At 43.2% G+C, this 25,768-nt stretch carries 26 protein-coding genes and 1 pseudogene; 14 read left to right on the forward strand and 13 right to left on the reverse strand.

Annotated elements, in window-relative coordinates; genetic code table 11:
- Positions 1–203: 203 nt before the first annotated feature.
- The 3 genes from can to ACQ86K_RS03820 form a co-directional block, all read right to left on the reverse strand.
- The gene (gene can / locus ACQ86K_RS03810) at positions 204–920 is read right to left on the reverse strand and encodes a carbonate dehydratase (RefSeq protein WP_091172062.1); all 717 of its coding nucleotides are present in this window, start codon (positions 918–920) and stop codon (positions 204–206) included.
- Positions 921–934: 14 nt separating this feature from the next.
- A complete protein-coding gene (locus tag ACQ86K_RS03815) occupies positions 935–2,539 on the reverse strand; it encodes a SulP family inorganic anion transporter (RefSeq protein WP_256337500.1) in 1,605 nt (534 codons plus the stop codon).
- Positions 2,540–2,728: 189 nt separating this feature from the next.
- The gene (locus ACQ86K_RS03820) at positions 2,729–3,004 is read right to left on the reverse strand and encodes a hypothetical protein (protein WP_431199827.1); all 276 of its coding nucleotides are present in this window, start codon (positions 3,002–3,004) and stop codon (positions 2,729–2,731) included.
- Between the two features lie 55 nt (positions 3,005–3,059).
- On the opposite strand from ACQ86K_RS03820, the gene ACQ86K_RS03825 reads away from it, so the two are divergent.
- Positions 3,060–4,601: an acyl-CoA carboxylase subunit beta gene (locus ACQ86K_RS03825; RefSeq protein ID WP_217633227.1), complete on the forward strand. Its 1,542-nt coding sequence runs from the start codon at positions 3,060–3,062 to the stop codon at positions 4,599–4,601.
- A 194-nt stretch (positions 4,602–4,795) separates the two neighbouring features.
- On the forward strand, positions 4,796–5,218 hold the full coding sequence (locus tag ACQ86K_RS03830; RefSeq protein ID WP_431199828.1) for a GNAT family N-acetyltransferase: 423 nt from the start codon (positions 4,796–4,798) through the stop codon (positions 5,216–5,218).
- Here the strand turns inward: ACQ86K_RS03830 and ACQ86K_RS03835 are convergent.
- Together ACQ86K_RS03835 and ACQ86K_RS03840 are read right to left on the reverse strand one after the other, a co-directional pair.
- A complete protein-coding gene (locus tag ACQ86K_RS03835; RefSeq protein ID WP_143020835.1) occupies positions 5,204–6,109 on the reverse strand; it encodes a DUF6340 family protein in 906 nt (301 codons plus the stop codon). The two genes, ACQ86K_RS03830 and ACQ86K_RS03835, sit on opposite strands and share 15 nt — an antisense overlap.
- A gap of 37 nt (positions 6,110–6,146) precedes the next feature.
- Positions 6,147–7,043 (reverse strand): DUF6340 family protein, encoded by an 897-nt coding sequence (locus ACQ86K_RS03840; protein WP_129568388.1) that lies wholly within the window; start codon positions 7,041–7,043, stop codon positions 6,147–6,149.
- A 243-nt stretch (positions 7,044–7,286) separates the two neighbouring features.
- On the opposite strand from ACQ86K_RS03840, the gene ACQ86K_RS03845 reads away from it, so the two are divergent.
- Together ACQ86K_RS03845 and ACQ86K_RS03850 are read left to right on the forward strand one after the other, a co-directional pair.
- A complete protein-coding gene (locus ACQ86K_RS03845) occupies positions 7,287–8,402 on the forward strand; it encodes a M42 family metallopeptidase (protein WP_091172072.1) in 1,116 nt (371 codons plus the stop codon).
- A 101-nt stretch (positions 8,403–8,503) separates the two neighbouring features.
- Positions 8,504–9,406: a nucleotidyltransferase family protein gene (locus ACQ86K_RS03850; RefSeq protein WP_091172073.1), complete on the forward strand. Its 903-nt coding sequence runs from the start codon at positions 8,504–8,506 to the stop codon at positions 9,404–9,406.
- Positions 9,407–9,482: 76 nt separating this feature from the next.
- Here the strand turns inward: ACQ86K_RS03850 and ACQ86K_RS03855 are convergent, their stop codons facing one another.
- Positions 9,483–9,869, reverse strand: coding sequence for a hypothetical protein (locus ACQ86K_RS03855; protein WP_091172075.1), 387 nt, complete (start codon positions 9,867–9,869; stop codon positions 9,483–9,485).
- A gap of 581 nt (positions 9,870–10,450) precedes the next feature.
- On the opposite strand from ACQ86K_RS03855, the pseudogene ACQ86K_RS03860 reads away from it, so the two are divergent.
- The 7 genes and pseudogenes from ACQ86K_RS03860 to ACQ86K_RS03890 form a co-directional block, all read left to right on the forward strand.
- Positions 10,451–11,899 (forward strand): annotated as a pseudogene (locus tag ACQ86K_RS03860) (TIM-barrel domain-containing protein); the annotation flags it as partial.
- A 296-nt stretch (positions 11,900–12,195) separates the two neighbouring features.
- On the forward strand, positions 12,196–12,963 hold the full coding sequence (locus ACQ86K_RS03865) for a TIM-barrel domain-containing protein (RefSeq protein ID WP_431199829.1): 768 nt from the start codon (positions 12,196–12,198) through the stop codon (positions 12,961–12,963).
- A gap of 317 nt (positions 12,964–13,280) precedes the next feature.
- Positions 13,281–14,081, forward strand: a complete 801-nt coding sequence (locus tag ACQ86K_RS03870) for a hypothetical protein (protein ID WP_091172079.1) — start codon at positions 13,281–13,283, stop codon at positions 14,079–14,081.
- A gap of 336 nt (positions 14,082–14,417) precedes the next feature.
- Positions 14,418–15,194 (forward strand): hypothetical protein, encoded by a 777-nt coding sequence (locus tag ACQ86K_RS03875; RefSeq protein ID WP_091172082.1) that lies wholly within the window; start codon positions 14,418–14,420, stop codon positions 15,192–15,194.
- 133 nt (positions 15,195–15,327) lie between these two features.
- The gene (gene dctA, locus ACQ86K_RS03880; protein WP_091172084.1) at positions 15,328–16,575 is read left to right on the forward strand and encodes a C4-dicarboxylate transporter DctA; all 1,248 of its coding nucleotides are present in this window, start codon (positions 15,328–15,330) and stop codon (positions 16,573–16,575) included.
- 593 nt (positions 16,576–17,168) lie between these two features.
- Positions 17,169–18,047: a succinate--CoA ligase subunit alpha gene (sucD, locus tag ACQ86K_RS03885; protein WP_090534235.1), complete on the forward strand. Its 879-nt coding sequence runs from the start codon at positions 17,169–17,171 to the stop codon at positions 18,045–18,047.
- Positions 18,048–18,332: 285 nt separating this feature from the next.
- Positions 18,333–19,871, forward strand: coding sequence for a serine hydrolase domain-containing protein (locus tag ACQ86K_RS03890; RefSeq protein WP_091172291.1), 1,539 nt, complete (start codon positions 18,333–18,335; stop codon positions 19,869–19,871).
- A 118-nt stretch (positions 19,872–19,989) separates the two neighbouring features.
- Here the strand turns inward: ACQ86K_RS03890 and ACQ86K_RS03895 are convergent, their stop codons facing one another.
- Both ACQ86K_RS03895 and ACQ86K_RS03900 read right to left on the reverse strand, forming a co-directional pair.
- Positions 19,990–20,808 carry a hypothetical protein gene (locus ACQ86K_RS03895; RefSeq protein ID WP_431199830.1) on the reverse strand — a complete coding sequence of 273 codons (819 nt, stop codon included), beginning with the start codon at positions 20,806–20,808 and terminating at the stop codon, positions 19,990–19,992.
- A gap of 61 nt (positions 20,809–20,869) precedes the next feature.
- On the reverse strand, positions 20,870–21,169 hold the full coding sequence (locus tag ACQ86K_RS03900; protein ID WP_431199831.1) for a hypothetical protein: 300 nt from the start codon (positions 21,167–21,169) through the stop codon (positions 20,870–20,872).
- Between the two features lie 275 nt (positions 21,170–21,444).
- Here ACQ86K_RS03900 and ACQ86K_RS03905 point away from each other — a divergent pair, with 275 nt between their 5' ends.
- The 3 genes from ACQ86K_RS03905 (at position 21,445) to ACQ86K_RS03915 (ending at position 23,063) form a co-directional block, all read left to right on the forward strand.
- A complete protein-coding gene (locus tag ACQ86K_RS03905; protein WP_091172088.1) occupies positions 21,445–21,948 on the forward strand; it encodes a hypothetical protein in 504 nt (167 codons plus the stop codon).
- Positions 21,949–22,040: 92 nt separating this feature from the next.
- Complete coding sequence (locus ACQ86K_RS03910) at positions 22,041–22,478, forward strand: peptidylprolyl isomerase (RefSeq protein WP_090534226.1); 438 nt, start codon at positions 22,041–22,043, stop codon at positions 22,476–22,478.
- Between the two features lie 78 nt (positions 22,479–22,556).
- Entirely contained in the window at positions 22,557–23,063 is a 507-nt protein-coding gene (locus ACQ86K_RS03915; protein WP_091172090.1) for a DUF5606 family protein, read from the forward strand.
- A gap of 27 nt (positions 23,064–23,090) precedes the next feature.
- Here the strand turns inward: ACQ86K_RS03915 and ACQ86K_RS03920 are convergent, their stop codons facing one another.
- From ACQ86K_RS03920 to rlmH, 5 genes are all read right to left on the reverse strand, one after another.
- Entirely contained in the window at positions 23,091–23,363 is a 273-nt protein-coding gene (locus tag ACQ86K_RS03920) for a hypothetical protein (RefSeq protein ID WP_091172092.1), read from the reverse strand.
- Complete coding sequence (locus ACQ86K_RS03925) at positions 23,356–23,763, reverse strand: Dabb family protein (RefSeq protein ID WP_091172094.1); 408 nt, start codon at positions 23,761–23,763, stop codon at positions 23,356–23,358. Before ACQ86K_RS03925 ends, ACQ86K_RS03920 begins: the two co-directional genes overlap by 8 nt.
- A gap of 64 nt (positions 23,764–23,827) precedes the next feature.
- Positions 23,828–24,109, reverse strand: a complete 282-nt coding sequence (locus ACQ86K_RS03930; protein WP_091172096.1) for a hypothetical protein — start codon at positions 24,107–24,109, stop codon at positions 23,828–23,830.
- A gap of 65 nt (positions 24,110–24,174) precedes the next feature.
- Positions 24,175–25,113, reverse strand: a complete 939-nt coding sequence (locus ACQ86K_RS03935; protein ID WP_091172098.1) for a cation diffusion facilitator family transporter — start codon at positions 25,111–25,113, stop codon at positions 24,175–24,177.
- 175 nt (positions 25,114–25,288) lie between these two features.
- Positions 25,289–25,762 carry a 23S rRNA (pseudouridine(1915)-N(3))-methyltransferase RlmH gene (gene rlmH / locus ACQ86K_RS03940; protein WP_091172293.1) on the reverse strand — a complete coding sequence of 158 codons (474 nt, stop codon included), beginning with the start codon at positions 25,760–25,762 and terminating at the stop codon, positions 25,289–25,291.
- Between the last annotated feature and the right edge of the window lie 6 nt (positions 25,763–25,768).

The raw sequence follows: 25,768 nt of genomic DNA on the forward strand, positions 1-25,768 counted from the left end.
TTCTCTTTCGCACCTGCGCTCTATCCCCACGCTGCTCTATCGAAATGACATTTTTTATTAAAGATTTTTAAGCCCTCCCTTCCGGGGAGGGTTTGGGTGGGGTGCTAAAAAAATCCCGGCCACTTCCTAAGAGCCGGGATCAACTTAACAATCAAACCTCCCTACGCCCCTTACGGCGTCGGAAGCACTGATCAAATTATATTTTAGTGTGCTGCTACAGCTTCAACGTCAAGCTCGTATACGTAGCCTAAATTATGAGGGCTGCTGCTGCTAACTTTCAGATCTTTAACCAGGCCGCTGCCCAGGTCAATTACCCAACCGTGTACTTCAAGGTCATGACGTTCTTTCCACGCGTTTTGGATAATGGTGGTTTTACACAGGTTATATACCTGCTCGGTAACGTTAAGCTCAACCAGGCGGTTAACTTTGGCGGTCTCGTCGGTTATACGGTCAAGTTCATGGCTATGCAAACGGTACACATCCTTAATATGGCGCAGCCAGTTATCAATTAAGCCAAATTGTTTGCTGCTCATAGCAGCGGCAACACCGCCGCAACCATAGTGCCCGGCAACAATAACATGTTTTACTTTTAGTACGTTAACGGCATAGTCAAGCACACTCAGCATGTTCATGTCCGAGTGTACGCATACGTTGGCAATATTGCGGTGCACAAACACTTCGCCGGGTTTGGTACCGGTTACTTCATTAGCCGGAACACGACTATCTGAGCAGCCTATCCACAGCACTTCAGGACTCTGACCTTTGGCCAGGTTCTTAAAATACTCACCATCCTCGGCAAGTTTACGCTCAACCCAGGCGGCGTTGTTTTTAATTAAAGCACTGTAACTGCTTGACTGGGCCAGTTTAATATTGTTTGTATCTATTACGGCTTTACCGTTTGTTTTTTCTTGTGTTGACATTGTTTTTCGATTTTTTAGTTAGGGTTATAAACCAGTTCTTTTAAAGGAGGTACATCGTACTTGTCCTTTACTTCGTTCAGTTGCACAATAATGCCCTTGGTATAGGCATTGTGCTTGTAATTGTGGATGATCTCCAGCACATCCGGATCGATGTACCTTGAGTTCGCTCCGTCGATCACCACTTCGGCGCCTTGTGGCAAGCTGGTAAGCGTTACCTGTATGGCAGCCTTGTTCAGGAAGGATACTTCCTCGGCCAGCTTAATCTTAATAACTTTTTTGCTGCCATTTTTTTCAATGTGATAGAAATAAGGGTTACGCAGGTTGGTACGCAGAATATAAAAGATCCCCACCAGCATGCCTATGCCCACACCAATAAGCAAATCGGTCATAACAACGGCCACAATGGTAACTACGAAAGGGATAAACTGGCTCAAGCCCTGGTGCCACATGTGCTTGAAAAGGCTTATACGAGCCAGTTTATACCCAGTCATAAGCAGGATCGCTGCCAAACACGACAGCGGGATATGGTTAATTAAAGACGGTATCGCCAGTAAAGCAACCAATAACAATATACCATGCAGTATGGCGCTCACTTTAGTGCGGGCACCGGCATTTACGTTTGCCGACGAACGAACAATTACTGCCGTCATGGGTAAGCCGCCAAGCATACCGCTAACGATATTGGCCGTTCCCTGTGCAAGCAGTTCGCGGTTGGTGGGCGAGATACGTTTGATAGGATCTATTTTATCTACAGCCTCCAGGCTCAGCAGTGTTTCCAAACTGGCAACCACCGCAATGGTGAAAGCCGTTATCCAAACCTGCTTGTTGCCTATCTGGCTAAAATCAGCCGATTTAAACAGCGCAAAAAATTCGGCACTGCTGTTCACCAGCGGTATGCGTACAAACTGCTTATCAAGCAAGGCAAGGCCTGTTCCGGAAAACGCGAGGCTTAGCCCGATACCGGCCAGTACCACCAATAAAGGAGCCGGAACTATAGCCAGCTTTTTAAACCTGGGCCAGTAAATCATAAATGCCAGGGACACCACGCTGATGATCACTGCGCCATAGTTTATCCTGGCGAAAGCCCGTGTTATACCCGAAAAAGTATTGTGTTCATCAATTTGGCGAAAGCCCTCATCGCCTTCAAAATCGGCATCATAGCCAACCGCGTGCGGAAACTGCTTCATGATCAAAATAATACCTATCGCTGCCAGCATCCCCTCAATAACCGATGACGGGAAGTAATTGGCAATGGTGCCGGCTTTAACAATTCCAAGTATGATCTGGAAAACACCCGCCAGTACCAGGGCCATTAAAAAGGTTTCGTAAGCGCCAAGCGTAGTAATGGCATTAAGTACAATTACTGTTAAACCAGCCGCAGGACCGGCCACACTCAGTTGCGAGCCGCTAAGCGTACCTACTACTATACCGCCAATAATGCCTGTTAATACGCCTGCGAAGAGCGGCGCTCCCGATGCCAGCGCTATACCTAAACACAGCGGCAAAGCCACCAGGAATACAACGACACTTGAAGGAATATCCCTTTTTAAATTTTTGGGCAGAAAATATTTTTTTAGGTTGAGATTGCCCATAGCAGCCTCACCTTGCTTGATTTGCATAAGAATGAAAATTGAGTAAGATTGTTAAAATGAATTAAAAAGCATTGCTATCCGGATAGGGAAGTATCCGGTTAAATTCACCTTATGCGTTTGGAGGGGGTGTAGGAACTACAGGGTGATAAACCTGTTTATATAATGCGTTTTCCTGGTTGTGGAGAACTTTGGTTTCGGCAATAAATGTGATGAAGTTTATGGTATGAAGGTCATACTCATCGAAGATTTTTTCTCTTTCACAAGGTCTTTTTCGGGGCTGTCTTTTTCAGTTTTGCTTTCCTGCTCCAACTGAAGGATCACCGCACTTACCGTTTTATTATCAAGATATAAAAAAACAGGTGCAAGCGAAATGCCCATCTTTATTACAAAGACGGTCATGAACAGCGCCACTACCCATATTTTATTATTCCTGATCTTCATCAACACAAATATATAAAAATCCGTTATTAAACCACCAGAATAAGTAAGCAAAAGCTATTCTTACAATATAATTACTATTTTTAGACAATTACTAACAACCTGAATTGTGGATAAAAAGCTTGATCTGTTAAGGCTAAAACGTCATGAAGCCATGCAGGGCGGAGGCCCGGTACGTATTGAAAGTCAGCATAAAAAAGGAAAATTAACGGCACGTGAACGTTTACATTTTTTATTGGATGAAGGCTCGTTCCAGGAGATAGGGATGCTGGTTACCCACCGCTCCATTGATTTTGGCATGGAGAAAGAAAAATATCCCGGCGACGGTGTTGTTACAGGTTATGGCACCATAAACGGACGGCTCACCTACGTATTTTCCCAGGATTTTACAGTGTTTGGCGGCTCGCTTTCCGAAACCCATGCCGAAAAGATCTGCAAGATCATGGATCTCGCCCTAAAGAATGGCGCTCCCCTTATCGGTCTTAATGACTCGGGCGGTGCGCGCATCCAGGAAGGTGTGGTATCCCTTGGCGGTTATGCCGATATTTTTTACCGCAATACCATGGCATCGGGCGTTATCCCGCAAATCTCGGCTATTATGGGGCCATGCGCAGGTGGTGCTGTTTACTCGCCTGCTATTACCGATTTTATTTTGATGGTTGAGCATACCTCATACATGTTTGTTACCGGGCCTAATGTAGTAAAAACGGTTACGCATGAAGTGGTAACCTCCGAAGAACTGGGCGGTGCCAATACCCACGCCAGCAAATCGGGCGTTACTCATTTTGCCTGTGCCAATGAAATAGCCGCCATTCAGCATATCAAAAGCCTGCTGAGCTATATGCCTCAAAATTGTGAGGATAAAGCTCCCGCCGCTCCCTACGAAAACGGCGACGAGCTTAGGCCCGAGTTAAACACCATCCTGCCATCAATAGCCTCACAACCCTATGATATCCGCGAGGTTATTGATCATATCATCGATAAAGCTTCGTTTTTGGAAGTGCATAAAGATTTTGCTGAAAACATTGTGGTGGGCTTCGCGCGCCTGGCAGGCCGCAGTATTGGCATAGTGGCTAATCAGCCCGCTTTTTTGGCCGGGGTATTGGATATCCATTCATCAACCAAGGCTGCACGTTTTGTGCGCTTTTGCGATTCCTTCAACATTCCGCTGCTGGTGTTTGAAGATGTTCCCGGCTTTTTGCCCGGTACCGACCAGGAATGGAATGCTATTATCACCAATGGCGCTAAACTGTTATATGCTTTTTGTGAAGCCACCGTTCCGCGTGTTACTGTAATTACGCGCAAGGCTTATGGAGGCGCTTATGATGTAATGAACTCCAAACATATTGGTGCCGATATGAACTTTGCCTGGCCATCGGCCGAGATTGCGGTAATGGGAGCCAAAGGTGCCGCCGAAATCATTTTTAAACGCGAGATCACGAAGGCCGAAGACCATGAAGCCAAATGGCTGGAGATGGAACAATTATATTCAGATACCTTTGCCAATCCCTACCGTGCTGCCGAACGCGGATTTATCGACGAAGTTATTGAACCTGCCGAAACGCGCATTAAATTGATCCAGGCTTTTAAAATGCTGGAAAATAAAGTAGTGAACAACCCAAGGAAGAAACACGGGAATATTCCACTGTAGATTTGGGAATTCGGATGTTCGATTTCGGATTTATTTCTTTTTTATTGTAGATGCCGTAATTGCCTTTCTGGCTGTTTGCTGGCGCAAGTATGTGCGGCCGCCAGCGCCGTGATTATTTGTGCCTTCGGCAATAGAAAATCAGATTTGTTTACCTTTGCGTTTCTAATTCCGAAATCGAACATCCGAAATCCGCAATGAAAAATATCTCTATCGAACAAATCCGTCCCGAGCTTACCTGGCGGTTAAGGCAACGTATATTATACCCCGAAAGCAAGCTGTACGAAATGGAGATGGAGGAGGATAACCACGGGTATCACTTTGCTGCATTTAAAGATAATCATATCATAGCGGTAGTATCACTCTTTAATAAAGGGAACGATTGGCAGTTTCGCAAATTTGCTGTTGATGAAACCATGCAAAACATGGGAATAGGCCGTGCGGTATTGCAGCATATTACCGATTTTGTCCTTGTAAGCGGGGGACCCGCCTGTGGTGTAACGCAAGGTTATCGGCCATTCCATTTTACCTCAAAGCTGGTTTTATTCACACAGGTAATTTCTTTTCAAAAAATGGTTTCGATTATGAGATTCTCGAAAAAGAACTTACTCCTTCTCTAAATCAGGAATAATTGCAGTCGCCTTAACGTTTTGTTGTTTTTCGTTCGATAATTTTGCTGCCTTTAAAGCTTCTTCAATGTCGCCCTGTGCTTCATATAACACCGCCAAATTGTAAGCCGCATGGCTGGCCAGTTTAAGATCGGGCCCATCAATAATTGGATTCAGTATTTTAAAGGCCTCATTATATCGCTTTGCTATCATGTGGTTAATAGCAACCTTCAAGCTGTCGTTATCAGCATATAATTGCCGCTGGTTAGTTAATGTAGATGGCAGATAATCCTTTATCGCATCAATAGCCGCATTACCTGCCGACTGGCTTATGGCCGCACCATTGCCTTTTACCGTAGGATGTACCAGCAAGGCAGCAATTATACCGTAATAACGGCTCTCCGAATGAAAATCCTTCGCTTTCCCTCTAAGAATTTTAAAATACTTGCCGTTGCTTTCGTATAAAGTAAACCTTGTATTAACCACCGTGGTATATACTTCCATGGTATCAACAAGCTCTACGGGGATATCGGCACTAAGCGAGTCAAGCGTTAAAACATAGTTGGCATTGCATTTTTCGGCAAGTGTTTTTATTGGCGTGGTATCTGCAATCAAATTAACAGAGTCGGCAAGTACTGTTGTTTGGATGCGGGGCAGCATATCAAGCTGTTTGGCTGCCATTGCAATAGCGCTGTAAGCGCCGCCCTTAAGTACAGCTCGTTTGCGTTTATTTTTATTAGCTACCGAGTCAACAGTAAACCTGTTTACTACTACAACTTTGGTTTCGTTATGCCCCAATTCCAGTTTAGGGGCGTAATTAACCGGTACTGTAATTTCATAATTTACACTGCAGGCTGCCAAACCCATGGCAACGAGCACACAAATGGCAAATAAGTTTTTCAAGGTATTTGTAATAAGGTTGGTTTAGGTTTTGAGGACTTTACTCTTTCATCAAATCAACAATAATAGCTTTGGCAAAATCATTGGGCTGTTTCTGGTTCGAGATCTTGGCCACCTCAAGTGCGGCCTCGATATCGCCCTGCGCCTCATATACTACGGCAAGGTTGTAAGCTGCGCGGCTGGCAAGCTTCAGGTCGGGCCCGTCAATAAGCGGGTTTAATAGCTGGAAAGCCTTATCAAATTTACCGGCTTTGATCAGTTCTACCGAGCTGCTTAGCTGGTCGCCATTGGTATACAGGGGCCTGTCATGATAATCGGTGTACGGCAGGTAATCCTTTAGGGCATCCAATGCCGAATTACGGATAGCATCAAATAACGGCCCGCCATGGGCAAGTAAGCTGGATGCATTACCATAAGGATTATTATCATTTATTTCAGCCTCACCGTTTAGCTTTTTAAAGTAGATGCCATTGGCTTCGTAAAGAGTAAAGCTGGTTTTAACCACCGATACCCGGTAAACCGACGGTACGCCGTTATAATAATCCTGCTCCAATTTGGTTTCGCCTTTAAAATCCTCAAACGCGAGCACATAAGAAGCGTTGTATTTTTTTGCCAGAAATTTCACCGAATCGGTATTGGCGGTAAAGTTAACCGAGTCAACCAGTTGTACAACTTTTACACCGGGCAGCGCATGCAGCTGTACCGCTGCATGGTTTATAGCGGTATAAGCGGCGGCTTTAAATGTAGTTAATACGCGTTTATTGCGGTTACGGGTCGAATCGGGCATGTAGTGGTTAATGACCACGATGGTTGTTTTTGCCCTGTTAAAATTCAGCTTCGGCGCGTAATCAACCGGAACATTTACATATTGAGGAACGCTGCATGCCGCTAAAAAACATGCCGCAAATAGGATACAAGTTAGCCTGAATAGTTTCACCTTATTAAAAATTAAATATCGTGGAAAGGTATAACATAAGCATGAAAGCTTTATGAAATAACCGGTCATTTTTGTATCAAAACAAACCAGCGCCTTCATTGTGACTAAATATTTTCAAAAACGTTTAATAATGATTTTATATAATTGATTTACTGCTTATATCCGGCTTAATTTTAGTGCAATGTCATGAGCTTTATTATATTTGCTGTATTACTACATTTAGATTGAAAACATTAATTCAATATGGCCAAAAAGAAATCTGACGCCCCACAGCATACGTCCGTTGTAAACGAAACTTCACTCGCGTTTTTTGAAAAATATATCAACAACCCCTCACCTACAGGTTTTGAATGGAAAGGCCAGGAGCTTTGGCTCGAATACCTGAAGCCCTATATTGACACCCATTATGTTGATAATTATGGCACCGCGGTTGGCATCATCAATCCTAAAGCCGATTACAAAGTAGTTATTGAAGCTCATGCCGATGAAATTTCATGGTTTGTGAATTACATCACTAACGATGGCTTAATATATGTTATCCGCAACGGCGGCTCCGATCATCAGATAGCGCCTTCAAAACGTGTAAATATCCATACCGATAATGGCGTGGTTAAAGCTGTTTTCGGCTGGCCTGCTATCCACACCCGCCTGGGCGGTGATAAAGAAGAAGCGCCTACCCTTAAAAATATCTTTTTAGATTGCGGTTGCACCTCAAAAGAAGAAGTTGAAAAACTGGGTATCCACGTAGGTTGTGTTATCACTTACGAAGATGAATTTATGGTGCTTAACGACCGCTATTATGTTGGCCGTGCGCTTGATAATCGTGCAGGCGGCTTCATGATTGCCGAGGTTGCCCGTTTACTTAAAGAAAACAATGTAAAACTTCCTTTTGGTTTATATATAGTTAACGCGGTGCAGGAGGAGATAGGTTTACGCGGTGCCGAAATGATAGCGCATAAAATTAAACCCAATGTGGCTATTGTTACCGATGTTACGCATGACACCCAAACGCCAATGATTAACAAAATTACCCAGGGCGACTTAGCCTGCGGTAAAGGCCCTGTTGTATCATATGCTCCGGCAGTACAAAACAACCTGAATAAGCTGCTTATTGAAAGTGCTCAAAAAGCGGGCATACCGTTCCAGCGTCAGGCATCATCACGGTCAACAGGGACCGATACCGATGCCTTTGCTTACTCAAATGATGGCGTGCCATCGGCATTAATCTCATTACCTTTACGTTATATGCATACCACTGTCGAGATGATCCACAAAGAGGATGTTGATAACGTGATCCGTTTGATATACGAGTCTCTGCTAAATATTCAGGCCGGTCAGGATTTCAGGTACTTTAAATAACAAAAAGTTTATATTGCATATAAAACAATCCGGGCAAAAATCCATTCACCTATAATAATTAATCATAAAATAGCTTTTAACAAATACCCCCGATACTATCTATGAAACCAACCTTACTGATATTGGCCGCAGGGATGGCTAGCCGTTATGGCAGTATGAAACAAGTTGACGGCTTTGGCCCCAATGGCGAAACAATTATTGATTATTCAATATATGATGCTATAAAAGCAGGCTTCGGCAAAGTTACTTTTATCATCCGCGAAGAGTTTGTTGACAGCTTTAAGGCCATTTTTGAGCCTAAATTGGCTGGTCGTGTTGAAACAGATTACGTTTTCCAAAGCTTTGACCTTAAGCCATTTGGTATCAACAAAGAAATCGAACGCGCCAAACCATGGGGTACAGCCCATGCAGTGCTTGCCGCGCGCAATCAGGTAAAAGAACCTTTTTGCGTAATCAATGCCGATGATTATTACGGCTATGACGCGTTTGAAAAAATGGCTAAATTTTTAACTACTGAAGTGAAGGACAATCTGTATTCACTGGTAGGTTATCAGATTGACCGCACCCTTTCTGATTATGGTTCGGTATCCCGTGGTGTATGTAAAGTTGATGACGCGGGCAACATGGTTGAAATTAACGAGCGTACCGAGGTTTATTTTAAGGAAGATAGTACCGTAGCTTACAAGGATGCCACCGGCGAGCATGCGCTTCCTAACGATACCCGTGTATCAATGAATTTCTGGGGCTTTACACCGGCTATCTTCAAACAAAGTGAGCAAATGTTCGTAGATTTTGTTGCGGCTAACGAAAATAATCCTAAAGCGGAATTCTTTATCCCGCTTGCTGCTGATAAGCTGATTAAAGATGGTACTGCTGCGTTTAAAGTGATCCCAACCGGTTCAAAATGGTTTGGTGTTACGTATAAAGAAGACAAACCTATCGTTCAAAAAAGCATATCTGACCTGGTAGCTAACGGTGTTTATCCCGAAAAACTTTGGGACTAATTAATATTTGCTCCTTCAAACAAAAAGCTCCCGTTCCAACCGAACGGGAGCTTTTTGTTTGATATGGCTTCCTAAATTAGTCCTGGTAAATAAAGAATGTTTTTTGATCACCGTCTTCATAAACGTGCAGGGTTTTCTTAACCACCTGGTTATTGGTTTTAACTTCCATAATGTAATCACCATCTTCAAGATTGGTTAAAACATAACCCCTTTCAACATCGGTTTTGGTTGATACAACATCTTTCAGCAAAAGTTCATTTTGTTTGCTATAAACGCGTATAAATGAACGGCCGTTTTCTGATTTTGCGAGTATTAACTTAACACCGCGGTCGTGGTCAAGGGCTTTAAAGGTAACAACCTCTTTAGCTTTAGGAGTTACATCGACGGCTTTAGCTGCTGTAGTAGCAAATACACCTGCGCTTAATAATAAGAATAATGCTGATAATTTTATTGAAGTTTTCATGATTTTGAGCTTTTAAGTATGTTAAATATTTTGTGTTTGTTATTTCAATGATCAAATGAACAACATTAATTTTAAGTGCTAAAAAGTGTTATACCAGCACCGAAAAGATATAGACCAATACCCGGAAGTATTCGGCAAACACCAAAAACATGCTAATTATCAGTGTTTTACAAGTTGGTCGAAAATTAAAGGGCGTTTATCGGGCAGGAAAGCGGGTTGGTCGTTTTTGGGGATGAAATAGAAAAACCCATGCAACGTTTTTTAAGCTCAATTAACAACCATGTCGTTGCGAGGAGCCGCAGGGGAAGAAGCCCCTGGAGCGACGTGGCAATCTCGTAGCTATATAGATCGGACTTGCATTGGCTACGAGATTGCCGCGCTGCGCTTATAATGACATGGTTTCTATTTGTTTTCCAAAGCAACTTTCCCCTTCCCAATACCTATGGTTACAAACGAGCGAGAGTTAAATGAAAAGAGGAAAATCCGTTGACGTTTATCTCAAAATCTACATTTAACAAAACCAACCTAACCAAACAACGTTGCCTTTAAGTACCTTTATCTATTCCGGGTACCCCACAGGCATGAATTTAGAAATTGCAGGTAACGTACAGGGCTTTAAACAACAAGATGGTATTTTAACAATTAAAACCGCCGAAGCCGAAGCAAGGGTTTATATCTATAGCCCTACAATTATCAGGGTAAGCATCAGTAAAAATTTCAACCCGGATGATCCTTCCTTTGCGGTAATCAGGCAGCCACTGGCCGATTTCGATTTTGATGAGTCATCGGTCAATATTGATATTACTACACCCGCCTTAAGGCTCAGTATTCAGAAATCGCCACTACGTTTCAACTTTTTTACTGCAGGTGGTATCTCGCTGAGTGAAGATGACGCCCGCTTTGGTACAAACTGGCAGGGCGAACGGGTGATCTGTTATCGCCGGTTGTTTGAGGGTGAACGGTTTATTGGCCTGGGCGAAAAAACAGGTAACCTCGACAGGCGTGGCGCGGCGTATGTAAACTGGAATACCGATGCGCCAAACCACACGCCCGAATCCGATCCGCTGTATAAAACCTTTCCGTTTTTTATAGGATTACACAGCGGGTTAACTTACGGTTTGTTTCTTGACAATACCCATAAAAGCTACTTCGACTTTGGTGCATCCACAGATGAAGAAACAAGCTGGTTCGGTGCCGATGGCGGCGATTTGAATTACTACTTTTTCGGGGCACAGGGTGTTGCCAAAATAATTGAAGATTATACCTGGCTTACCGGCAGGATGGAAATGCCGCCGCTCTGGAGCCTGGGCTATCAGCAATGCCGATGGAGTTATATGAGTGCCGATGAAGTGTTGAACATCGCCCAAACCTTTCGCAAAAAACAGATCCCTGCCGATGTAATGTACTGCGATATCGACTATATGGACGATTTCAAGATCTTCACCTGGAACAAAAAAACTTTCCCTAAACCCAAGCAAATGCTCGATAAACTAAAGGAGATGGACTTTAGGCTGGTTACCATTGTTGATCCGGGAATTAAGGTAGAAGAAGGTTATAAGGAATACGATGAGGGTATTGAGCAGGATTATTTTGCCAAATATCCCGACGGCGAAAATTATACCGGCTATGTGTGGCCGGGCCGCTGTCACTTTCCAGATTTTTTCAGGGAAGAGGTACGCGAATGGTGGGGAGCAGCCTTTACCGCTCTTACCCAACCCGGCGTTGAAGGTTTCTGGAATGATATGAACGAGCCTGCCGCCTGGGGGCAAAATATCCCATGGATAGTAAAGTTTGGAGATAAGTTTATGCCGGAAGTGCGTAATGCCTATGGCATGCAAATGGCCCGCGCCACTTATGATGGCACAAGAAAGATCATGGGAAACAAACGGCCGTTTGTACTTACCCGCGCGGCTTATTCGGGCACACAACGCTATTCGGCCGTGTGGACGGGCGATAATACCGGCACCGATGCCCATATGCTTTTAGGACAACGGCTGGTAAATAGTTTGGGTATTACAGGTATGAGTTTTATCGGGGTGGATATCGGCGGCTTCAGCGGCAACCCTACGTCTGAGCTCATGGTACGCTGGAACTCCCTTGGTGTATATACCCCAATGTTTCGCAATCATGCTATACAAGGCAGTAAAATGCGCGAACCATGGGAATGGGGTAAGGGTAATGAACAAATCATTAAGAAGGACATTGAACAACGGTACAAAATCCTGCCCTACCTGTACAGCAGCTTTTATCAATCAACCCAAACCGGCCTGCCGGTAAGCCGCACATTAGCATCGGCGGCTTCAGCGGCAACCCTACGTCTGAGCTCATGGTACGCTGGAACTCCCTTGGTGTATATACCCCAATGTTTCGCAATCATGCTATACAAGGCAGTAAAATGCGCGAACCATGGGAATGGGGTAAGGGTAATGAACAAATCATTAAGAAGGACATTGAACAACGGTACAAAATCCTGCCCTACCTGTACAGCAGCTTTTATCAATCAACCCAAACCGGCCTGCCGGTAAGCCGCACATTAGCTATTGAGCACAGTTTTGACGGGAATGTTTTTGATGAGCGTTTTCAAAATGAATTTATGTTTGGCGACGCGATGCTGGTTGCTCCTGTTGAAAGCACTAAACTAACCGAAGATGTTTACCTGCCCCGAGGCTCGTGGTATAGGTTAAGCAGCGATAGGTTTTATGAGGGAGAACAGATTGTTAATGTTCAGGCGCCATTAACCGATCTGCCGGTATTTGTTAGGGCCGGCGGTATTATCCCCATGCAAAGTGTTGTACAAAGCACCAATGAAAAAGGTGACGGTATATTGCAGGTACACGTATGGAACGGCAGGGAAGCAAATAGCTTTGTGTATTATGAAGATGACGGGGTATCATATGATTATGAGCAGGACATTTATTATAAACGGACTATCGCTTTTAATCCAATCGAAAAAACAATTAATTTATCATCAGTTGAAGGCTCATTTAAATCGAGGTTTATGCAGTTGAGATTTGTTTTGCATGGTTTTGATGGGGTTAAGCTGCAGGAAGAAATAATAGAGAATAAAAGCGGAGAGATTGAAGTGAAATTATAATTGTTGTTTCATTTCTTTGAGTAGTGATCGAACCAGTCTCATGGTTTGTAATACGCGGCGGGAGGGGGCTCAGGTGCCCAAAACAGGCTGGCCTGCCATTCGGCCTCAGAGAGGTATGATGATTATGGAAAATTTAAAGAATGGCGGGATCCAGCGGAGCCTCCTAATTGTGGACGAAACATTGGCTAACCTTTTGCCTTTACTCATCGTTCAAAATGGGTATGAACAATATTATAGCATTCTGCTCCTAAATATTTTCAAAATTTCTTTAATTAATTGATAATAAGTTAAATTTGCGCGGAATTAAAATCCTAAACATGAAACACAAGTACAAAATTATAGTATTGCTGCTTGCCGGTATTACTGCCATTTACACTTCGTGCCATAAGCTTAACATGGCGCCTAATAATCAAAGTACAGTAAGTAAAAAAGAAGCGAGTGTGCAAATTGCGCAAAGCCTTGTTGGCATTTTTAACCCCGAAAACGGCGGGTTTGATTTTAAGAGCGGTTTAAGTATGCCAACCGATCTATCCCTGAACAAAAAAGGTAAGATCAAAGTACAATCTGTTGACCCTCGGCCACAGTGCGGCGCCAAAATGGATACCACGATAGCATTTAATTTAGATCAAAGCGATACCTCAAAAATTGATATCTGGGCTAAGGTTAAATATGAGCTTACCTGTACCAATGGAGTGCCTTCAGGTGTTACCGCTAATGATAGTTTAAATATGACTATGACAGGCAGCGGTTTTACGATGGTTTTAAAAATGGGTGAAAACCTGGTACTCAGAAGCCTTAATCCGGGTGTTGAACACGCGCAATACTCTTTTGATGGCCCTGTGAATTATTATGCCAGGGTTAACTACACCAAACCTACAACAGACCAGCCAAATGTTGAAGGCACGTTTAACTACAATTTTAAATCAATTGTTGTTGATCCAACAAAAGACCCAGATTTTATTTTAAGCGGAAGTGCTACCTTTTCGAGTAAAGGAAGTATTGGAAAAAATGTCTGGAACTATAAAGGGACAATAACGTTTTTAGGTGGTCACAAAGCTAAGATCACTATCGATGGTACTGTTTACACCGCCGATCTGATGACAGGCGAAGTTAATTAAATTCGTTTTTAAATATATGTAGAGCCCTGCTCCCTAATAGGAGGCAGGGCTTTTTGTATGCTATGGTTTTTCAAAACGGCATGCTTTTTATCACCTTGTATTTGATAAAAAAACGGGGAATATTTTCCACGTATTTTTCCCCGAAGCGGGGAAAGTAGGTAGTGGGTGTGTTTTGTGTTCCGTTGCTATCAGCAGTATAAATCTTTAACTGTTTTATAAAAAAGGAAAATGAGCCTAAAAACACATATCCCGGCCGTTTTTTTTGCGAATTTTTTACCTGGTGGTATGCTTATTGCGAAATGAGGCAAAGAGATCTAAACTTTATCTTATACGTTTATGAAACTAAATCTACGGAGTGTATTACCTTTATTAGCAGGTGTGGCTGTTCTTTATTCGGCCTGTACAAAAACAGGAATTAATGTAAAACCTGATCCATCAACTGTAAAAGCAAGCGATAATGTAGCCAGTTCGGCCATTGCAGATAACCTGGCAAAATCGTTGGCCGGCTCATTTGGAGGGGCCAGCCTTAACGACGGTGTTACCCCCTCAACCAATGCCTCATCAAAGCTTAAAGTACAGAGTACTTATAGTTGCGGTTTTTATATTGATACCAGCCTGAACCGTGTATTTAACCAGGGTGATACTTTAAAAGCAACCAAAACAGGCGGTACTAAATATTATTTTATTTGTGACGGCAACAAAACTGTTGGTTACGATTCGGTTGATTCATTAAATACCGAAGGCAGTGGCCCGGGTTATTCATTCGTTTACAATATTGTGCAGAAATATAAGGTTAGGGGCCTTAACACCAATAACTCAAACTTCTCGCTTGATGGTCCGATGAAAGCCTATGTTGATAACGAATACACTAAATACAAAACGTTTAGCAGGGTGCATAATACCTACGTGTTCACTAACCTGTATGTACATGGCAACGATAAGTTTGATATCAGCAGCGGCACAGCTACTTTCCGTTCGGAAGGAAAAACAAACGGCGGCGGCTGGGATTATAGCGGCACCATTGTTTTCCTGGGCAACCACAAGGCAAAGCTAACTTTCCTTAATAAAATTTTCTTAATTGATTTACTAACCGGTAAATCAACACCTGCATAATCACAATCTTTCAATCAATCAATTATGCCCTGTGCCGGTTTCCGGTACGGGGCTTTTTTGTGCCTGAAACAATAACTTATTATATTGCCGTCCCATCCTGTTGCTCCCCCTTTAGGGCGCCGGGGGATCAATCATGAAACGCCTCTTATCAAACCTAACTTTCCAGGTACTCATTGCCATTGCCCTTGGGGTAGTGGCCGGCTTATATGTTAAAGGTTTTGCCCCGACTGCCGAACTCATCAGCAAAACGTTCATCAGTCTCATCACCATGCTGATTGCGCCTATCATATTTTTAACCATTGTGCTGGGCATTGCCGGCATGAGCGATATGAAAAAAGTGGGCAGGGTAGGCGGTAAAGCTTTGTTGTATTTCGAGATCGTAACCACGTTCGCACTTGTCATCGGTGTTACCGTAGCCAATATTATTAAACCCGGTGCCGGTTTTGAAAACCATGCAGCAAAAATGGATACCGGCAAATTAGCCGTTTACGAAAAAGCTGCCGCCGAAATGCATTGGGGCGATTTTATTGCCCATATAGTCCCCTCAAATATGTTTAAAGCTTTTGCTGAAGGCGATATTTTGCAGATCCTGTTTTTTGCGATACTGTTTGGTTTTGGGTTAAGCAGGATGGGTAAAAGTGGCGAAGCGGTTATTCAGCTATTTGATAAGCTTTCGAAAGTGTTTTTTAATATCATGAAGATAGTGATGAAGGTGGCGCCGATAGGGGCTTTTGCAGGGATGGCCTTTACGGTGAGCAAATATGGTATCCAAACCCTTAAACCGCTGGCTTTGTTGATGGGCTCGGTTTATCTGACCATGTTCCTGTTCATATTTGTAGTATTGAATATTATTTGCCGGCTGTTTAAGTTCAGCCTTTGGGAATATCTGAAATACATCAGGCAAGAGATCCTGATTGTGCTTGGTACATCCTCATCCGAATCGGCATTACCGGCCATGATGGAGAAAATGGAAAAGTTTGGCTGTTCCAAATCGGTGGTGGGTCTGGTGATCCCCACGGGGTATTCTTTTAATTTGGATGGCACTACGATTTACTTGTCCATGTGCGTGATATTCCTGGCGCAGGTGTTTAATATCCCGCTTTCATTAGGGCAGGAGTTAACGATTATCGGGATCCTGATGATCACTTCCAAAGGAGCAGCAGGTGTAACCGGAAGCGGTTTTATTGTGCTCACCAGCACGCTCACAGCCATCAAAATAATCCCGGTTGAAGGGCTGGCGATATTAATAGGGGTCGACAGGTTTATGTCGGAAGCGCGGGCCATTACCAATGTGATTGGCAATGGTGTGGCGACAATTGTGATTGCGAAGAGTGAAGGGGAGTTTGTTGCCCAGCCCGCTGAAAGGGGAGTTAATGAATAAATCGGATATATATATATTATTAACAATTTTCAAAGCACTGGTTTTGTTAACTGGTTTGACATTTACTGCGATCAATTTTATCCCGGGTATTTCTGGCGATAAAGTGAAACTTAAAAAAGCCGGGATTATATTTCTTGCTACGTTTTTGGTGTTCGTTTTAATTACAGCGGTTGAATTTGCAATTGCATTCAATTAGTAATTGGCCACGTTATGGATGGTAGTGTAATGATTTCGGATTTTGTCTGAACCGGGATTTATAGGATTTTTTGATTTACGGTTTTTTGTCTGGACCCGAATCTACCAGAATGAAAAGCAAATTCAATAAATTGCTAAAATTCGTTTAATTCGAGTTCAGACAAATAGCCTGGGCCGCAGGCAACGCCCTAATTTAGTTGGCAGTAGATAGTTTTCAGTTGACAGTTTTATTCAACGGGAACTTTATAATCATAAAAAATTTAAAACACATAAACACCCTATAACCACATCCAATCCCCTTAAAAGTCACTTTTATGTTAACATATAAATTTAGATTACAATAGGGTTTGACATTCGGGCAAAAACTTTAGCTTTGCCGTACTAAAACGAAAAAACCAATGAGTGTACTCGTAAATAAAGATTCAAAAGTTATTGTACAAGGTTTCACCGGTAAAGAAGGGTCATACCATGCCGAGCAAATGATTGCTTATGGCACTCAGTTAGTTGGTGGTGTTACACCAGGTAAAGGTGGTCAGACCCATTTAGACAGGCCGGTTTTTAACACGGTTAAAGATGCCGTTGTTGCAACCGGTGCCGATGTATCCATCATTTTTGTACCTCCTGCTTTTGGTGCAGATGCCATTATGGAAGCTGCTGAAGCCGGCATTAAGGTTATTGTTTGTATTACCGAAGGGATCCCTACAAAGGATATGATCGCAGTAAAAGAATATCTTACAGATAAGGATGCACGCCTGATTGGTCCTAACTGCCCCGGTATCATCACTGCTGATGAGAGCAAAATTGGTATCATGCCTGGCTTTATTTTCAAAAAAGGTAACGTTGGCGTGGTTTCAAAATCAGGTACTTTAACTTATGAAGCGGTTGACCAGGTGGTTAAAGCCGGTTTGGGTATCACTACAGCTATCGGTATTGGTGGCGACCCGATCATTGGTACACCAACCAAAGAAGCTGTTGAATTATTAATGAACGATCCGGAAACTCATGGTATCATCATGATTGGTGAAATTGGCGGAAATATGGAAGCTGATGCTGCCCGCTGGATCAAAGCAAACGGTACTAAACCGGTTGTTGGTTTCATTGCTGGTCAAACAGCGCCTCCGGGCCGCCGTATGGGCCACGCAGGTGCTATCGTAGGTGGTGCCGATGATACTGCTGCTGCTAAAATGAAGATCATGGCCGAGTGCGGTATCCGAGTGGTTGAGTCGCCAGCTGAAATTGGCGCTGCCATGGCAGAAGAATTGGCTAAGTTAGCTTAATGCTTAAGGCGCAAAGCCGAAAGCGAAAAGCTTTTTAATATTGAAGATCCCGGTCATGATTTGGCCGGGATTTTTTAGTTTAAGATGATTACTTCTTAAATCTCAAAAAACATGTCATTGCGAGGAGGAACGACGAGAGCAATCGCATGCTATACAGGGCGGTTATGCCTAGCCACGCTGCGTTTGCAATGACATATTTTATTAACAGTATTCAAATGGATAAAATAGCTCAAAGCGATAGGATTCTGCAATTCAGATTCAGACAATTTTTCCGTATCTATGTATATGGTCAAAAATCTACTTAAGTTAGTCTTATTCATTTCGTTAGCTGCGGTAAGCTACTCATCTATGGCCCAACCCTACAAGCCCGCAATGTTTACTGATCCCGACAGGTTAAAAAAGATCCAGGCTACTTTCCCTGTCATCGATCAGCTTTATAAAAAATATGCTGAAGATAATCACTGGCCGGGATTGGTGTATGGCATTGTGGTTGATGGTAAACTGGTGCACAGCGGTGGTTTAGGGTATACCGATATTGATGCCAGGATCAAGGCTGATTCATCGTCGGATTTTCGGATCGCCTCCATGACCAAAAGCCTTACCGCTATGGCTATCCTAAAACTCAGGGATGAGGGCAAGCTAAAACTGGATGATCCGGCTTATATTTATATCCCCGAGATGAAGAGGTTGAAATATTTGACCAAAGATGCTGTCCCTGTAACCGTAAGGCATCTGCTTACGCATACAGCAGGTTACCCGGAAGATAACCCATGGGGCGACAGGCAACTTGCAGTTAGCGATGAAGAACTTCTGGCGCTATACAAAAAAGGCATTTCATTTTCCAATAATCCTGGGCAGGGCTATGAGTACAGCAACCTTGGGTTTGCTACGCTGGGATATATCATCAAAAAAGTATCGGGCAAAACTTACGAGCAATACATCACAGATAATATCCTTAAACCGTTAGGTATGACACATACCTATTGGGAATATACCAAAGTGCCCAAAGATAAACTGGCGCATGGTTACCGCTGGCTTGATGGTAAATGGGTTGAACAACCTTTGTTGCATGACGGGGCTTACGGTGCGATGGGCGGCCTGATCACCACTATTGAGGATTTTAGCAAATACATGGCTGTACATATGGATGCCTGGCCTCCGCGCGATGATGCCGAAGCCCTGCCTGTAAAACGTAGTTCTATCCGGGAAATGCAGTACCCCTGGGATGTGAATTATTTAACTGTAAATGCCAAAACAACCACGGGCAGACCATGCCCCAATGTCAGTGCCTATGCCTACGGTTTACGTTGGGCAAAGGATTGTGATAACCGCGTGTACATTGGTCATACAGGGGGCTTACCGGGTTTCGGCAGTCAGTGGAATATCTTGCCGGAGTACGGTGTGGGCGTTGTTTCATTTGCCAACCTGACTTATGCCCGTGCTGGTTATCCCAATAACCAGGCTCTGGATACGTTACTGGCTCTTTCGGGTATAAAACCACGGCAATTGCCTGCATCAGCCATATTGGAGCAACGTAAAAATGATCTGCTTAAGGCCATCGCTGATTGGAGCAAGGCTAAAGAAAGCGGCATTTTTGCTGATAACTTTTTTATGGATTATTTCCCCGATAAACTTCAAGCAGCCGCAACTGAAGCTTTTGCAAAAACAGGCAGAATAATAAGCGCAGGCAATGTGGTGCCCGAAAATCAATTACGTGGCTATTTTATTATCAAATGTGAAACTGGAAATATCAAAGTGAGTTTTACACTTACACCCGAAAACCCATCATTGGTACAAGAGTTTCATTTCGACATTGTGCAATAGCTTGTACTTAATTCGGTCGTTTAAATTTAAGCTCGTTGTAAATGCGGGCGGGTTGCATAGTTACACTGGTTTACCAAGTTGCCTTCGGCTTTGAGCATTTTGCTTTAAGCAAAAGCAATCACGTTTTCTGCTTTTTCTTCTTAGCAGCTGGGAACAGCACATTGTTTAGGATCAGTCTGTAGCCGGGAGAATTGGGGTGTAGTTTCAAATCTGTCGGCGGATCATTTACAGCATGCTGATAATCTTCAGGGTCGTGGCCGCCGTAAAATGTCCATTGGCCTTTGCCGTATTCGCCGTGAATGTAACGGGCTTCGTTGGCGGTTTTCATTTCGCCCATAATGGTAACGCCGGGTTTGAGCATGCTTTTGTTGTAGGCCGTGGTTAAGCCCATAAAACCTTTTATTACTTTGTCATGATCCTGCGTAAGCATGCTCGGCACTACATCCCATTTGGCCGAAAAATCAAACAACGTAAAGAAATCCCGGGTACGATCAACCTGGCGGGTGGTGGTAACGTCGATATTGCTGAAGGAATGCGAAATGGGGTTCATATCCAGCGTAAAATTCTGAAAGGCGAACGTTTGACTAAAATCGAGTTTGGATTGCGCGTCCTGGTCGGCAGCATCACCGTCGAACATACGTTCGCAGATATCTGTATTAGCAGCCGATAGTGCAATGTCAAAAGTATCGGTACCTGAGCACATGGCAAACAGGAAGCCGCCGCCTGCGCAAAAATCTCGGATGTTTTGGGCTACGGCCAGCTTCATTTTTGATACCTTGCTAAAGCCCAGTTTATGGGCCATGGTCTCCTGGATTTTGATATCATCGGTATACCATTGCGCGTAACGGAAGGCGCCATAAAACTTGCTGTATTGCCCTGTAAAATCCTCGTGGTGCAGGTGCAGCCAATCATACTTAGGCAGTTCGCCGTGGATCACCTCTTCATCGTAAACTACGTCGTACGGAATTTCGGCATATTTTAAAACCAGGGTAACTGCATCATCCCAGGGCAGCTTGTTTTTGGGGAGTAAACCGCCATGCGGGGGCTTTCTCCAGTTTAACCAGGTCCATATTTACCGATGGATCGCTTACTTCGGTAATAATTTCGTTTGCTTTGGCGTCGGCAATAACTTCGTAGCTCACCCCGCGGATCTTGCACTCTTCCTCAACTTTTTGGCCGTACTTCATCATGAAACTGCCACCACGATAGTTGAGCAGCCAGTCGACTTCTTCGCCGTTTTTGAGCACCCAGAAAGCTATCCCGTACGATTTGAGATGGTCCTTTTGCTCATCATCCATAGGAATTAATATAGATGCAGCCCTCGACGTAAAAGGTAAAAGGTAAAAGGCGAAAGGTAAAAGGAACTTTAGCTTTATAAGTAAAAGACGAAATGTAAGAGGTGAAAAGTTATTGCCTGATGAATTATTCACGATCCTTGTTGATTTGTTTACTGCCGGGTTATCAAATGTAACGAATAAAGGGCTAATGTATTTTAACCATTTTTAACACATAAGGGCTTCTGGCTTTATGCATGTTGTTTTAATTTTATGGCGTTGTTAAATCCGGTCCTTAAATGAGTTTATCTGTTACTATCAGAAATATTTTCCTTGTCGGTATTTTATCAATATCCTGTTTGGCCGCGTACGCGCAGAATGGAAGTAAGGGTATGCGCCTCAATCGTAATGTGTTGATTAAAAAGCTTACAGAAGCCGATAGTAGTCTTGTTTTTAAGCAGGACACAGATATCAGCCTGCTACCAAATTTTGTCGCAACAGATGCCAATGGAAGCCGGGCCCAACTAATTGGCAAGCCCGATGAGCTGGCAATAGTTAAGTGGACTTACGTTTTTACGGCCGACGAAAAAGTGAACCTTGCCGAACTGCAAAAACTGGCCTGGTTTGCTAATACTTTAGGTGATCAGGAAGGACTCGACTGGTTTTTTGCCCAATTGGCCGAATTGGGTAAAGATTATAAAAAGCCGCTTTTGGAAATTAAAATGTTTGATTCAAAAAGCAAAGGCGAGATTAGTTATTCGCCAAAAGAAAAAGTACTTACCATGACTTTTACACCCTGGTAACCAATAAATATTGCAAACCTTTCGCTTTTTACCTTTCGCCTTTAACCTTCTATTTTATTACCTTTGCCAACTGTTTTCAAAAAAACAAAAACATGAGCAAAGCAATAATCAAAACCGAAAAAGGCGACATGACCGTAGAGTTTTACGATCAGGATGCCCCTAATACCGTTGCTAACTTTAAAAAATTAGCAAAATCAAACTTTTATGATAACGTGATATTTCACCGTGTTATCCCTAATTTTATGATTCAGGGCGGCGATCCAACCGGTACCGGTGCTGGTGGCCCAGGCTACAAAATTGATTGCGAGCTTACCGGCAACAACCAATACCATGACCGTGGTGTGCTTTCAATGGCACATGCAGGCCGCAACACTGGTGGCTCACAGTTTTTCATTTGCCACAACCGCACAAACACTGCCCACCTTGACCGTAACCACACCGTTTTTGGTAAAGTGATTGAAAATGTTGACGTTGTTGACGCTATTCGCCAGGGAGATAAAATTTTAGGAATCGAAGTTATTGAAGATTAAGTGAGTAGTTGATGAGGTGAGTAGTTTATTGGTTAAACATAATAAACTACTCATCCAATCAGCCCCAACAAAAAATATATGAATTTACAGGGAATTGTATCGGTATCAGGAAAACCGGGTTTATGGAAAGCTTTGGCACAAAACAAAACCGGCTATGTGCTGGAAAGTTTAGATGCACAGAAAACAAAGCTGATAGCCAACCTTTCTACAGCCAAATTAGCTGCTTTAAGTGAGATCACCATTTTTGGTGTTGAGGATGATATCAGGTTAACTGATGTGCTTGAGCGCATGAAAACAGCATCAAACATACCTGATGTTAAAGCCGATGGAAAAGCATTGCGTACCTTCTTTTATGAAGTAGCGCCTGATCATGACGAAGAGAAAGTTTACTCATCGGATATTAAAAAGGTAATAGCCTGGTTCCAGATATTAAAGCCGCTTCCAATTTTTGAAGAGGCCGATCCAACCCAAGCACCTGCCCCGGTTGCAGAAGAACCCGTTGCCGAAGCTGTAACAGCTGAACCGGAAGCTGAACCAGCAGCTCCAAAAGCAAAAGCTAAAAAAGCCACAAAAAAAGCCGAATAATCGGCTTTTTTTAGTTTAAGATATATTTTACTTCTTAGCTAAATAATTAGGATTGGGGATAAAATCTCCTTCAATTATTCCACTTGAATCCACTTTCCAGGCGCCTTTGATAGCTTGCGGCGGCACGTTTACATCATGCTCAAATGTGGCGTCTATTTCATACACCCAACCGTTAGCATGATTCAATGCTTCTTTTATTGCGCCGGGTGCTGGCCTTCTTTTTAAAAGTGGTGTTTCCTCCGGAGTAATAATGTCGGCGCAGACTTGTTTCGCGGTAAATAGGTTTTTGAAATTAAACATCCATCGCATCATAAACAATAACCTTTTCCCAAAGGTGGCTGCAGTTTTTAATAAACTCCAGGTGGATAGGGTGAGTTTGATAGGTTGCCTGTCCGGCCAGGTCGCTGAAAAACATCAGCTCGGATACCGCCCAGGAGTTATCTACTACGTCGCGTTTTTCGGTACTGGCCACAATACCTACACGAAGTTTGCGCACGGTTTCAATTTTGGCAAGGGTTTTAACACCCGCTACCAGTTTATCGCGATCTTCTGTTGATCCCGGGTTTTTAAGCCAGAAAAATACGTGGTGTACTATTGGCCATTCTTCTTTTTGCTCTTTCAGCGATATTGCCGATGCTGTAACTGTACCTGCAGCCAGTGCCGCTGTTGTGGTAATGAATTTTCTTCGGGTTGATTTCATGACAGGTTAAATAATCGCTTTCAAGGTAGTAAGAATTATTTAAAACGTTTATAAGTTGTTTCAATCAAAACACATCCAAAACATAAAGCAGCGCAATAATAGGCAGCACATTTAAAAATATTACAAGCCCGATGTTCTGATCCTGCACATCTCTTTGCGCATAACGGGACAGGAATATGATAAAAACCACATAATAAATAAGCGGAAAAACGAATATTACGGAAAGCAGCAGCCCAGCAGAACCCATAAGCTGGCCCCAGCCCAATATAATTGGCCATATTACCATCCCGACGATTTCAAGAAAGGTGATAACGGATAGTATTTTTAAGGTTTGGGCTTTGCTCATTTTAAGGTAATTGTTTACCTTAAAAATAAGAAAATGAGGAATTTTATGAAATAGGAAAAACTAACCTACAAACACTCCGGCTGCTTACACCCTTCTTCCGAAAATTCGGGTTCAAAAGTACTGTGGCTGATATCCAGATGTTCCAAACGGTGACGAAGGTCATGCTTGATATTATCAAAATCGGCCATGGCTTCAGGCTTGATGACCAGGTGGGCAGTAAGTGCGTTTTCGGTGGTGCTGAGCGCCCAAACGTGCATGTGGTGAACATCAACCACCCCTTTGGCTTTTTTAAGTTCGGCTTTGATCTTATCAAGGTCCATTTCGGCAGGCACGCCGTCCATTTCCAAACGCAGGCTGGCTGTAAGCAGGCTCCAGGTGCCGCGTAATATCACAAAACCTATTATCAGGCTCACTGCGCTGTCAATCCAGTATAGTTTGGTAAAGTATATGACAATACCAGATATCACCACACCAAAGGATACTATGGCATCAACAGCCATGTGCAGGTAAGCGCCTTTAATATTGAGGTCGGTATCTTTATCTTTAACAAACAGCCAGGCTGTAAAAGCGTTAATGCCAATGCCTATAAAAGCAACCCAGGCCATGGTGCCGCCCGATACTGTTTCGGGGTTCATGAAGCGCGTAACCGCTTCATAAATAATAAAACCAACGGCTGCAAATAATATTACCGCGTTAAAAAAAGATACGATGATAGTCGACCGCTTATAGCCGTAGGTATACTTACTGTTAGCGCTTACTTTGGTGAGTTTAAAAGCAAGCAAGGCTAACGCGAGCGAGGCCACATCGCTCAGGTTATGGCCGGCGTCGGTTAACAGGGACAAAGAGTGGGTAACAAAACCTGTGATAGCCTCAACCACTACAAACACCGAGTTAAGCACTATGCCCCAAATAAAAGCCGAATTTAAATGATCAAGCTTAGGGGCATGGTCATGATGATGGTGCCCGTGCGAATGTGAGTGTGAATGATCGTGACCTGCTGACATTTAGCAAAGGTAGGGGAAAATGTGCAGATGTGCAGATTATGGATGTGCAGATTCATGTGTTGTTCATTTTTGAACCTTGATTAACTTGATTTTAGGATTTCATGAATTGGGCTATGAATATAAATTATCAGGCCAATTCATGAAATCCTAAAATCCTATAAATCATGGTTCAGTCCTACTCATGATGATAAGGCTCACCCTTCATAATGGTATAAGCCCTGTACAGTTGCTCCACAAAAAACAGGCGTACCATCTGGTGTGAAAATGTCATGCGCGAAAGAGAGATCTTGTCGTTAGCCCGCTGGTAAACGGAGGTATCAAAGCCATAAGGCCCGCCGATGATGAATATTAAATTGGCAGATGTGGTAACTTCTTTTTTATTGATATAAGCCGCAAACTGGGTTGAGGTAAATTCAGAACCTTTCTCATCCATCAGGATCACAAAATCAAGCGGGGTGATTTTCTTGAGGATCAACTCGGCCTCTTTAGCCTTTTGCTGCTCAGGGCTCAGGGCTTTGGTGTTCTTAAGCTCGGGGATTTCTACAAGCTCCAGTTTGGTGTAATGTTTTAGCCGTTTTACATATTTATCAATGCCTTCCTTTAAATAGGCATCCTCTGTTTTTCCAACGGTAAGGAACGTGATCTTCATATCTGA

Source organism: Mucilaginibacter sp. P19, from assembly GCF_050632265.1.
GTDB lineage: Bacteria > Bacteroidota > Bacteroidia > Sphingobacteriales > Sphingobacteriaceae > Mucilaginibacter > Mucilaginibacter gossypii.